This window comes from Faunimonas pinastri (assembly GCF_900110915.1).
GTDB lineage: Bacteria > Pseudomonadota > Alphaproteobacteria > Rhizobiales > Afifellaceae > Faunimonas > Faunimonas pinastri.
This window is the reverse complement of record NZ_FOFG01000032.1, coordinates 1-10,594: the sequence shown is the minus strand read 5'-3', so window position 1 is coordinate 10,594 and position 10,594 is coordinate 1. Positions and strand designations below refer to the sequence as shown.

The 10,594-nt window shown below is 65.1% G+C and carries 13 protein-coding genes; 12 read left to right on the top strand and 1 reads right to left on the bottom strand.

Going from position 1 to position 10,594, the window contains the following annotated elements; all coding sequences use genetic code 11:
* From BMY25_RS20125 to BMY25_RS20070, 12 genes are all read left to right on the top strand, one after another.
* A partial coding sequence (locus tag BMY25_RS20125) for a glycoside hydrolase/phage tail family protein (protein ID WP_177176972.1) occupies positions 1-1,422 on the top strand: 1,422 nt, incomplete at its 5' end.
* On the top strand, positions 1,419-2,387 hold the full coding sequence (locus tag BMY25_RS20120; protein ID WP_092500043.1) for a GTA baseplate fiber-binding domain-containing protein: 969 nt from the start codon (positions 1,419-1,421) through the stop codon (positions 2,385-2,387). The genes BMY25_RS20125 and BMY25_RS20120, both read left to right, overlap by 4 nt.
* A gap of 10 nt (positions 2,388-2,397) precedes the next feature.
* Positions 2,398-3,390: a DUF2793 domain-containing protein gene (locus tag BMY25_RS20115; protein ID WP_092500041.1), complete on the top strand. Its 993-nt coding sequence runs from the start codon at positions 2,398-2,400 to the stop codon at positions 3,388-3,390.
* Positions 3,387-3,737: a hypothetical protein gene (locus BMY25_RS20110; protein ID WP_092500039.1), complete on the top strand. Its 351-nt coding sequence runs from the start codon at positions 3,387-3,389 to the stop codon at positions 3,735-3,737. Before BMY25_RS20115 ends, BMY25_RS20110 begins: the two co-directional genes overlap by 4 nt.
* Positions 3,730-6,048 (top strand): hypothetical protein, encoded by a 2,319-nt coding sequence (locus BMY25_RS20105; RefSeq protein WP_143062082.1) that lies wholly within the window; start codon positions 3,730-3,732, stop codon positions 6,046-6,048. Before BMY25_RS20110 ends, BMY25_RS20105 begins: the two co-directional genes overlap by 8 nt.
* A complete protein-coding gene (locus tag BMY25_RS20100; RefSeq protein WP_092500035.1) occupies positions 6,045-6,821 on the top strand; it encodes a hypothetical protein in 777 nt (258 codons plus the stop codon). The genes BMY25_RS20105 and BMY25_RS20100 overlap by 4 nt, the downstream gene beginning before the upstream one ends.
* A gap of 64 nt (positions 6,822-6,885) precedes the next feature.
* Positions 6,886-7,593, top strand: coding sequence for a glycoside hydrolase family 108 protein (locus BMY25_RS20095; protein ID WP_092500033.1), 708 nt, complete (start codon positions 6,886-6,888; stop codon positions 7,591-7,593).
* Between the two features lie 45 nt (positions 7,594-7,638).
* Positions 7,639-7,968 carry a cell wall anchor protein gene (locus tag BMY25_RS20090; RefSeq protein WP_238858447.1) on the top strand — a complete coding sequence of 110 codons (330 nt, stop codon included), beginning with the start codon at positions 7,639-7,641 and terminating at the stop codon, positions 7,966-7,968.
* Positions 7,969-7,976: 8 nt separating this feature from the next.
* A complete protein-coding gene (locus BMY25_RS20085) occupies positions 7,977-8,228 on the top strand; it encodes a hypothetical protein (protein ID WP_092500031.1) in 252 nt (83 codons plus the stop codon).
* Complete coding sequence (locus BMY25_RS20080) at positions 8,198-8,455, top strand: hypothetical protein (protein ID WP_143062081.1); 258 nt, start codon at positions 8,198-8,200, stop codon at positions 8,453-8,455. The genes BMY25_RS20085 and BMY25_RS20080 overlap by 31 nt, the downstream gene beginning before the upstream one ends.
* 186 nt (positions 8,456-8,641) lie before the next feature.
* A complete protein-coding gene (locus BMY25_RS20075) occupies positions 8,642-9,109 on the top strand; it encodes a hypothetical protein (RefSeq protein ID WP_143062080.1) in 468 nt (155 codons plus the stop codon).
* The gene (locus tag BMY25_RS20070; RefSeq protein ID WP_143062079.1) at positions 9,090-9,443 is read left to right on the top strand and encodes a hypothetical protein; all 354 of its coding nucleotides are present in this window, start codon (positions 9,090-9,092) and stop codon (positions 9,441-9,443) included. The genes BMY25_RS20075 and BMY25_RS20070 overlap by 20 nt, the downstream gene beginning before the upstream one ends.
* A gap of 365 nt (positions 9,444-9,808) precedes the next feature.
* Here BMY25_RS20070 and BMY25_RS21410 read toward each other — a convergent pair whose 3' ends face one another.
* A complete protein-coding gene (locus BMY25_RS21410; RefSeq protein ID WP_346432161.1) occupies positions 9,809-9,994 on the bottom strand; it encodes a hypothetical protein in 186 nt (61 codons plus the stop codon).
* Positions 9,995-10,594: the final 600 nt, after the last annotated feature.

Here is a 10,594-nt window from a genome sequence, read left to right as displayed (position 1 = left end):
TTCCACCTCGATCCGCTCTGGGCCGACGACAACATCGACTTCGTCGGCATCGACAATTACATGCCGCTCGCCGACTGGCGCGACGGCGAGGATCATCGCGACTGGCAGCCGATGCGGCGGATCAGCGACCGCGATTACCTGCAGTCCAACATCGAGGGCGGGGAGGGGTTCGACTGGTACTATCCCTCGTCAGCCGACCGGGACACGCAGAATCGGGCGGCAATCACCGACGGCGGCGCGGGCAAGCCCTGGGTCTTCCGCTACAAAGACCTCCGCTCCTGGTGGTCGAACCCGCATTACGACCGGCCGGGTGGAACCGAGAGCGACACCGCAACGGCCTGGGTTCCGCAATCCAAGCCGATCTGGTTCACCGAACTCGGCTGCCCGGCAGCGGACAAGGGGCCGAACCAGCCGAATGTCTTCGTCGACCCCAAGTCGTCGGAGAGCGCCTTTCCGTATCACTCCAATGGCTGGCGTGATGACCTGGCCCAGCGCGCCTTCCTGGAAGCGCAGCTGAGCTACTGGGACGCGGACGCCGGGCATAACCCGGTCTCCTCCGTCTATGGCGGCCCGATGCTCGACACCGACCGGATCTGCATCTGGACCTGGGATGCGCGGCCGTTCCCCTTCTACCCGTCCTCCTCCGACTTCTGGCGCGACACGCCGAACTGGACCTACGGCCACTGGCTGAACGGACGGGCCGGACTGGCGCCGGTTGATCTGGTGATCGCCGATATCCTGTCGCGGCAGAGTTTTACTCGCTTCGATGCCGGGGAACTCGCCGGTCTTGTCACCGGCTACGTTCTGGACGATGCGCCGAGCGCGCGCGATGCCATCGAGGCGCTGGGCACGGCCTTCTTCTTCGACGGGGTGGAAAGCGAAGGACAAATCGTCTTCCGCCGCCGCGACCGGCCGTCGGTGGTGAGCTATGCCGAGGACGATCTCGCGGTGACGGCCAGCGACAGCAGCGACGGAACGGTCGCGGCAGCCTTCCAGCTGACGCGGGCGCAGGAGACCGACCTGCCGCTCTCCGTCCGGCTCAGCTACACCGATGCGGCATCCGACTACCGTTCCGCCAATGCCTATGGCCGGCGGCTTTCCTCGCAGTCGGCGCGGGTGACGAGCACCTCGGTGCCCTTCGTTATGGAGCAGGCGGACGCGATCGGCCTCGCCGAGGCCATGCTGATCGAGGCCTACGTCAAGCGCGAGGCGGGCACCCTGTCGCTGCCGCCAAGCGCGCTGGCGCTGGAGCCCGGCGATGTCGCCGATTTCAGCCTTGGCGGCCGCAACTGGCGCTTGCGCGTCAGCACCATCTCGGATGCGGCGCAGCGCGACCTCGAGGGGGAGCGCACCGACCGCTCGGTCTACCAGCTGAAGCCCGGCGCGCTGCGCGATTACGGACCCACGGGAGGCGGCGCATGAGACGGCTTCGAACCACCGACGGGCCGGCGGAACTGGCCTTCATGGACCTGCCGCTGCTGAAGGGCACCGAGGCGGATGCGGCGCCGACACTCGCCGCCTATGCCAGCCCCTGGCGCGACGTGGCGGTCTATCGCTCGCCTGCCGAGACAGGTTTCCGGCTCAACACGCGGCTCGACCAGGCGGCGACGATGGGTGAACTGACCGCGCCCCTTTATTCCGGCCCGACCAGCCGCTGGGACCGGGGTAACTCGGTCTTTCTCCGGCTTTATGGCGACGACCAGCTTTCCGCCAAGGAGGATCTGCTGGTCTTCGATGGCGGCAATGTCCTCTGCGTCGAGAATGCCGATGGCGATTGGGAGGTGCTGCAGTTCGCCGATGCCGAGCTGACGGGCAGCAAGACTTACAGGCTTTCCCGGCTGCTGCGCGGGCAGGCGGGGACGGAAGGCGCGATGCGCGATCCCGTCGCCAGCGGTGCGAGGATCGTGCTGCTGGATAGCGCCTGCGAGCAGGCAACGCTGGTGCCGGACGAACGCGAGTTGCCCTTCAACTGGAAGTGGGGACCGGCTGCCGCCGATCTGTCCGCCGCCAGTTTCCAGAGCGCCACGCGCGCTTTCGAAGGCGTAGGGCTGCGACCACTCTCGCCGGTGCATATCCGGGCAAAGCGCGATGCCGTGACCGGTGATGTGACGGTCTCCTGGGTCCGCCGCACGCGGCGGAACGGCGATAGCTGGGCGCAAATTGAGGTGCCGCTGGCGGAAGAACGCGAAGCCTACGCAGTCGATATCCTCGACGGCGGGGCGGTGAAGCGCACGCTCTCCGCTTCTTCGCCCTCCGTCCTCTACAGCGCCGCCGACCAGCTTGCCGACTGGGGCGGTGCCTTGCCGGCCACGCTCACGATCGCGGTCGTGCAGATCTCGATCACCTTCGGGCGCGGCCAGAGCCGAACCGCCACTCTCTCCATCTGACGGAGCCACCATGTCCGAGACGACCAACCTGAAGCTTCCCTTTCTGGAAGCCGCACAGGCGCAGAAGCACGTCACCCTGAACGAGGCGCTCGGGATGCTGGATGCGCTGGTGCAGCTCGCGGTGAAGAACAGCGATCTCGCCGCCCCGCCCGCCGCCCCGGCCGACGGCGACCGCTACATCGTCGCCGCCGATGCCACCGGCGCCTGGGCGGGCAAAGACCTCAACCTTGCCAGCTGGACCGACGGCGCATGGTCCTTCTTCGCGCCGGCCGAGGGCTGGCTCGTCTGGGTGGCGGATGAGAGTGCGTTGCTGGTCTGGAGCGGCTCTGCCTGGGTGTCCGCCGCTTCCGGCGCGGCCTCGCTGACGGAGGCGCAGCTCGCCGCCGGCATTCCGAAGCTCGGAATCGGCACGGCGGCGGACGACGCCAACCTCCTTGCGGCCAAGCTCAACGCCGTGCTCTTCACCGCGCTCGAGGCAGCAAGCGGCGGCAACGGCGACATCCAGTTCAAGGTCAACAAGGAGGCGACGGCCGGCACCGCGTCGCTGCTCTTCCAGACCGCGTATTCCGGCCGCGCCGAGATGGGGCTCACCGGCGACGACGATTTCCACGTCAAGGTCTCGCCCGACGGGGCGGCCTGGATCGAAGCGGTCCGCATCGAAGCCGCCTCCGGCCGGGCAAGGCTGGCACTGCTGCGCCCGGTGGTCGCCGCCACGGCAAATTACACGCTGCTTCCCGGCGACAGCGGCGCGCTCGTCTCGATCAGCAAGGCCACCGCCACGACGCTGACGCTGGCCGCCGACGCGCCGGCGGGATTCGCGGTCACCGTCAAGCAGAGCGGGGCCGGGCAGGTGACCTTTGCACCCGCATCCGGCGCGGCGATGGAAAGCTATGCCGGCCACACCAGAACCGCCGGGCAGAAAGCCGTGGCGCGGCTGGCCGTCTTCGAAAACAGCACAGGCACCGCCGCCGTCTGGACCCTCGACGGGCAAACCGCAGCATGAGACCCGCAACCTTCAACCTGGAGATCGTCCGCGGCAACAGCCGCCCCATGACGTTCCGAGTAGCCGTCACTCAAAATGGAGCCACGCAGACCTGGTCGGGATGGGAACGGGCAGTCCTGACGATCCAAACGCCGAAGGCGGTGATCCGCAAGACGACGGACGCGGAAGGCGGGCTCACGCAGCAAGAGGACGGAGCTGTCACCTGGCTCCCGACTGTTGAGGATACTCGGTCCATCCCCTCCGGCCGGCTCACCTCATACGAATTCGAACTGCAATGGGCCTCCGGCGAACAGCGAACCCTGCTTGCCGGGATGATCACGGGAATTGGAGGCATCAATAGTGACTGACGCACCTGCCGTGACGGTGATCGAAGAACCTGACGCTATCGCCGTCGAGATCGAGGTTCCCGGCCTTCCCGGGCAGCAAGGCCCGGTCGGCCCGGCGAATGTCCTCAAGGTGGGCACCCTGGTAACCGGCGAGCCGGGTTCCGATGTCCAGATCACCATTGAGGGAGACGTTCCCGAGCAGCTCGTCAACTTCCAGATCCCGGCCGGCAAAGATGGGACTGACGGCAGGGACGGGACAGATGGCAGTGACGGTAAAGATGGGACGAACGGCAAGGATGGGGCTGGCGTCGTCGATGGCGTGATCAACGCCGACAAGGTCGTGCTGGAGGGCACCGAAGCCAATGGCTACGTGCCTTACGAGCTGATCGCTACCGAGGATGACGTCGTAGTGCTCGGCATGGACGAGGATCTGCGCCTGTCCTTCACCCGAAATGACGAGACGGAGTACGATGATGAAGCGCTGCTGATCGGCGGCTATGTCGGCGGCTTCCTCAGCGCGGACGGTAGGCCGGTGCTTGCCTGGAGGGACGACGGAACCGTTTATCTCCGGCTAGCGAGCGAAGCGGTCGGCGATCTCGTTCCTGACCTGAAGCTCTTCCCGTCCGCGTCGGAGATCCTGGGCGCGGCGAATCCCTTCAACGTCCGCCGGGAAGCGGCGGTAGGCACCCTCTACCGCTTCAACGATGCGCTGGAAACCGGCTGGAAGGGCAATCCGTATCCGACCGTCATGGAGTACCTGCAGCGCAAGGATGTTGCCTCAACGACGGCCATGCGAGCCGCGCTCGGCGCGATCGAATACCTGCCGTCGACCGGCACCTCGACGGCCACCGGCACTAACGGCTCCAGCGGTGCCAAGGTCGTCGACACGACGCCTCCTGCTGTTCTCGTGCATAGTGGCTTCGGCTTTCCGCCTGACCCGTCGAACGCGATCTACGGCACCGGCGCACATGGGGCAGGCAACAACCTGCTTACCGCAACCTACCTGACCGACCTGGTTCCGCTGCAGGAGGCGGCGATTGCGAACTCCCAACAGGGCGAAACCAGTGAAACCGGCATGGTTGCGTGGCTCTGCACCTGGCGGGACAAGCTAGGGCTGCCCTGGAAGACCTATGTCGGTCGCGCCCACGGGGCGCCGGGGAAGAGCATCCTGGAAGTCTCCAAGGGGCAGAACCCTTTCAGCAATGCCGTGGTCGAGATCAAAGCCCTGGCTGCCATCGCGACCAAGTATAGACGCACCGTCAACGCTCCTTGGGTCCGCCTGCTCGGTCAGGAGCACGACCGGGAATATGGGATCCCGAAAACAACGGTCGCCGCCGCTGCCGGAGACGCGACGATCGCGGTCGACAGCACCAGCGGCATCCATCTTGGTGAACTCGTCAGTAGCGATACCGGCATTCCGTCTGGCGCAACGATCGCCAGCTATGTCGCCAATACTTCAATCACGATCAGCGCCGCTCTGACTGCCGCAATTCCTTCGGGAACGCAGCTCACCTGCGCTCCGAACTTGGCCGGTGTGGGTGCCTTCCTTTCCGCCCTGCAGGCGGAATATGCGGCAGCCTTCCAATCCGCTACAGGCCAAATTTCCGGGCCGGTCATCGCCGTCGCTCTCATGGATGCGCCATGCCTGACCACTGGCACTCCGCCGGACGGGCAGAGCCATGGCAGCGGAACGGCGCAGGCAATCGTCGATTGGGTGCGGGCGAACCCGGATATATCCCGGATCACCCATTCCCGCTATGTCTGCCTGCATGACACGGCCGACGGTGCGAATGCGAACGAGTTCCACTTCGCGCCGCAGGGGTACATTCTCGACGGGGAATACAGCGGCAAGGCTCGGCTCGTGGAGGACGTGTCCGGCTCGCGCTGGGTGGCTTACGGCGAGTTCATCACCGTCACCCGATTAGGTACGACGGTGAAGCTTCGGATCTGGCGCGACGCCGGATGCACCGTGCCGTGGGGCGGAGCGAACTTCGACACGGCGACGTTTTATGCCGCGACGCAGACCTGTGAGGCAGTGCCCGACGGTCACTACGGCTTCCGCTACATGGTCGCCGGCGTGAATGTCTGCACCGGGGTGGCGATTGCCGGCGACCAGGTCGCCGGCGACGGCTTTGACATCACCATCAGCCAGGATGCGGCCGGGCAGCTGGACTACGCCTATATGGGGCCGGGCTCGGCAACCCATGCTTCGGCCTGGGGCAACTGCTTCGACGGCGGCGACACGATCAACGGCGTCACGCTGGAAAGCCGCCAATTCCCCGGCCTCGTCCTGAAGAACCCGCTCATCACCTTCAAGGCAGCAGTCGCATGAAGCGTTTCATCACGCTTGCCGGCGTGACCGGCAACACCACCACGCAGCCCAGCATCTCCGATCTCGCGGCGGCGATGAAGGCGATCACCAGCCTTTACTCCTGGGTAGAGTTCGACGCTGATTCCGTGACGCTGGATTCCAGCGGCCTCATCTCTGCGGTGGCGGACAAGAGCGGCAACAGCCGGGGTTTTGCCCAGGCGACGACTGCTTATCGGCCGACCTGGGTGGACAAGGTTGTCAGCAGCCGTCCGGTCGCACGCTTCGCCGGCAGCGCGACGAACTCCGTCTTCAACAGACTGGACTTTTCCGGCACGCTGCCATCCACGGGAGACATCACCAAGATCGCGGTCCTGAAGCTCGCGTCGACCGCCGGCGGGGTGCAGGAGATCCTGACGGATCTGGTGCCGGCGGCGACCAAGCATGTGCTGCAGGTCAACAACGCCAATCTGCAAATGGCCGACGGCAATACCAATGGCAATTTGACCTACCCGACGGGGCTCGACGCGACAGTCTTCCATGTCGTCGCGAGCTCGCAAGATTTTTCCGACAAGCTGGGGCGGTTGAAGCTCGACGACGGTGCCGTCAGCACAGGCACCATGACTGCGACCGGATACAACACGACCATGTACATGGGCGCCAGCGAGACGCCCACTTATCCGATCGCCGCAGACATCGCTGGCGCGTTTGTCTTCAACGCTGACCTACTTGCCGATGCGCACGCGGCCGATCTGGCGACGGTGACCGCGTACATCAAGGCGCGGTTCGGATTGTAACCGCGTCGATCTGATCCGCCCTTCAGCCCGCCGCGAGCGGGTTTTTTCATGCCCGGAGATTTCCATGACAGTGGCCGATTTCGAGCCTTCGCTGAAGGTGACGCTCGCCTATGAGGGGGGCGTTTCCGATCATCCCCTCGATCCCGGAGGCCTGACCAAGGCCGGCGTCACGCAGGCGACCTATGACGCATGGCGCAAGCTGCAGAAGGTGCCCATGCGCAGCGTAACGATGGTGACCGACGCCGAGATCCGCTCCATCTACCGCGACGGCTATTGGGGGGTCGTGCGCGGCGACGAGCTTCCGTCCGGCATCGACTTCGCCGTCTTCGACTTCGCGGTGAACTCGGGCCCGGCCCGGGCCGCGAAGAGCCTGCAGAAGGCGGTCGGCGCCAGCGCCGACGGCGTCATAGGCAATTTGACGCTCGCGGCGGTGATCGACGCGGCCCGCAAGGACGAAGAGGCCGTGATCCGCATCATCTGCGAAGACCGGCTCGCCTTCATGAAGTCGCTCAGCACCTGGGCGACCTTCGGCACCGGCTGGACGCGCCGCGTCATGGGCGCCACCTCCGGCTTCCAGGCGAACGACAGCGGCGTCATCGACTACGCCACGATGATCGCTCGCAACGATCTCACCTTCGGCGCGCCGATCAATCCCGCGCCCGGCAAGGCCTGGCCGGAAGGCGAAGACTACCTCGTGCTGCGCTCCGACCTTCTGTCGGCGGTGAGCCAGCTCGCCACCGTCGCCGGCCGCTTCCCGTCCGCGCTCGCCTGACCTGATCCCCACGGCGGGGCAAGCCGACCTTCAGGAGACATATCGATGAAACTTCTCGCATGCGCGGCGCTGGGCGTCGCGGTGATCGCCGGCGGCTGCTCTACGTCCACCACGGACAAGATCGACAGCACCATCCAGAAGAGTCTGCCGCAGATCTGCGCGCTCGCCTCCACGGCGCATGTCACCTTCGCCACGGTTGCCACGACCGGCAAGCTCTCCAGCAAGGTCGTGGATGACGAGGCGGCGGCATGGGCCGGCATGACGGTCCTCTGCAACGACACCACGGATGTCTCGACCTCTACCGCCCTGACCAAGGCGGCCACGGTCTACGCCACCATCACCAAATCCCTCACGGCCGCCAAGGCGGCGGAATAGGAGCGATCATGGACGATACCCTCAACAGCGCCGCACCCGGCACGCCCCAGACCGCCAGCAAGGCGAAGTGGGCGGCGATCGCCGGCTTCGTCACGCCCGTTCTCATCGGGCTCGCCGCCAAGTACATCGGCGCGGACTGGGCGCAGGCGAATATCACGCCCGATAATGTCGGCCTCCTGATCGGCGGCGCGGCCGGCGTCGTTACGGCGGTCACCTCCGGCTATGCCGCGTGGAAGGCCCGCAACAAGGCCGCGCCGTGAGTTGGTCGGTCATCCTCAAGGCCATCCTCGGCGCGTTCGCGGCCTATTTCGCGACCCGTAAGGCGAAGGACGGTGAGGCACACGCCACGGTGCAATCGGGCGTCACCGCAGAGAAAAGCGCCGTCACCGCCGAGATCGCGAGGAAAGCCGATGCCCAATCCAAGGCTGCTGCCAATCCTGCTTCTGACGACGAGCTTCTTGCCGGGCTGCGTCAGCACAAGTTCTGAACCGGCCACGTCCGTGCCAGACCTGAAGCCGGCCTGCGGGCAGGTGCGAGATTGGTCGGTCGACTTCCAGACCGAGCTTGCGCAGGAGCTGGACAAGCTGCCGCGCACGGATCCGCTCTGGCAGATATTCCGCGACGCAGTCGCCGCGCGAACAGCGGTGCGGACGTGCAGGGGAGACCAGTCGGGATGATTATCTTCCGCATGGTGACCAGCCTGCGGGCGCACTTCCGGGTGCGCTCGACGGAATGGCTGCTGGCTGGGCTGCTTGCCAACTTCGGGCGTGTCCTGCTCGATCCCCACCCGACCTTCGAAGGGGCCTCCTACGCCGAGCTGGCGCGCTTCGCGACGGAGGACCATTGGGGCTGGGCCTGTCTCGTGGCTGGAGGGCTTCGCCTGGGGGCGCTCTTCGTGAACGGCTCGCTCTATCCGAGCTATTGGGCGCGTGCCGGCATGGCCTTCGTGTCCTGCTTCTTCTGGGCCGAGATTTCTCTCGGCTTCTTCACCGTCGGCACTGTTCCGACCGGACTGGCGATCTACCCGCTGCTGCTACTGGCGGAAGTCTACAACGTGGGATGCGCCTTCAAGGACGCAGGGCAGGCCGGCTATCTCCGCGCCGCCAGAAAGGCGGGGACGGGTGGCAGCGGAAGGTGGTGATCTCTCTTCTCTCACGTCGGCAGGGTCGTGGGTCGTCAATGCTGGCCTATTCGTCGGAACCGCTCTCGCGGCGGCGGTTGGCGTGCTCATGGGGCGCAAGCGCGGTGCGGAGGTGGAAGAACCCAAAATGCGCGGCGCGGCGCTTATGGACACCCTGCCGCTCAACCGGATCGCTGAGGCGGACGAGCGTGCGGCTGATGCGCTCGAACGCATTGCCACGCTGCTGGAGCATCGAGAGGAGGAGCATCACGTCGAAGAGCGGGCTGAAGAGCTGGCCTCCACCCGGGAGATGATGCGGCTGCTGAAGGAGTTCGCAGCAGGGAAGGGCGGTTGACTACCGCTTGTCAGTCCCGTTTAGGCTGATCATGTGCTGCTGGCGAATCTCGAGCCCGTCGGTAGGGTCTTCGTTGAACAAACTTCGGGGGGGACGATGAAGGGACTTCAACTCGCGTTCGGGATCAGCACGTTCGCAATTGCGGCGCTTGCGGCCAGTCCTGTCACGCTGGCGGGTACTGCCTCTCAGTTTCCTGCTCTGCTCCAGGCGAAGCCACCAGCGAACATGTCCCGCATTCCCGTACAGTCCTGCTGCAAGCACTGTCACAAAGGCAAAGCATGCGGGAATAGCTGCATCACCCGGAATGATGAATGCCACAAGGACACCGGCTGTGCCTGCGACGGGTGACGTAGCTCGTTGCGGCCTTAGTACTCGTCCCCGAGCAATCTGGCCCGGGCAGCCATTGTCGGATCAGGATGATTGGCCTGAGCCGCTGCTACGCGCTCCTCAGTCGACATCTCGGCCGCGGAGGAGGGTGACGACAGCAACTCAGAGACGGCGACGTGCAGGATTTCCGACAGTTTGCACAGTTGGCTGAGGGTGATCTCCATCGAGCCCTGCTCGCAAGCTGCCACCCACCCCTCTTCCTCGTTCAGTACAGCTGCGAATGAGGCCTGCGACATTCCTCGAGCGTTTCGAACACGGGCTACTTTCCTCCCCAGGGAGACGTGAGCCCGGCACTCGGAGAATTCCTCGCTGGTTGCATTCATGATGGTACCTTTCGACCTGAGCGTGTTCTCTTGCAATTAGAGAAGCGCTCATTCCAGCAATCGAAGGTTGTATTTGAATTTTATTCAAATATTCGGAGCTCACGCTGAGACTGGAACTAGCCCGCACGCGAGCCGGCTGCTCGATTTGCCTCAACGCGAGCTAGGTCGATCAAGTAGGTCAGCATGTCCAACTCCGCTTTGGCAGTGATGGACCCGAGCAATTCAAGATCGCGCGCAATCGAGGCGGCGAGCACCTGCGTGCTATTCGGCAGTCTTTCAGGATCGCGGTTTATGCCGTCTGACGCGGCAGGTTTATTCTGCTGCTGCCGCAGGTTCGAACGGCCGCGAAAGAGCCTTCCGATCATTCCAGTTCTCCAGATACCAGCCTGCCACAGCGGCCGACTCTGTGAAGGTCACGTTCTCGGCGTTCCGCTTCTCGGC

Excerpts from the sequence above, each read along its gene's own strand:
- BMY25_RS20120 (WP_092500043.1), top strand. The coding sequence starts at position 1,419 with ATGAGACGGCTTCGAACCACCGACGGGCCGGCGGAACTGGCCTTCATG.
- BMY25_RS20115 (WP_092500041.1), top strand. The coding sequence starts at position 2,398 with ATGTCCGAGACGACCAACCTGAAGCTTCCCTTTCTGGAAGCCGCACAG.
- BMY25_RS20110 (WP_092500039.1), top strand. The coding sequence starts at position 3,387 with ATGAGACCCGCAACCTTCAACCTGGAGATCGTCCGCGGCAACAGCCGC.
- BMY25_RS20100 (WP_092500035.1), top strand. The coding sequence starts at position 6,045 with ATGAAGCGTTTCATCACGCTTGCCGGCGTGACCGGCAACACCACCACG.
- BMY25_RS20095 (WP_092500033.1), top strand. The coding sequence starts at position 6,886 with ATGACAGTGGCCGATTTCGAGCCTTCGCTGAAGGTGACGCTCGCCTAT.
- BMY25_RS20090 (WP_238858447.1), top strand. The coding sequence starts at position 7,639 with ATGAAACTTCTCGCATGCGCGGCGCTGGGCGTCGCGGTGATCGCCGGC.
- BMY25_RS20085 (WP_092500031.1), top strand. The coding sequence starts at position 7,977 with ATGGACGATACCCTCAACAGCGCCGCACCCGGCACGCCCCAGACCGCC.
- BMY25_RS20075 (WP_143062080.1), top strand. The coding sequence starts at position 8,642 with ATGATTATCTTCCGCATGGTGACCAGCCTGCGGGCGCACTTCCGGGTG.
- BMY25_RS21410 (WP_346432161.1), bottom strand. The coding sequence starts at position 9,994 with ATGGAGATCACCCTCAGCCAACTGTGCAAACTGTCGGAAATCCTGCAC.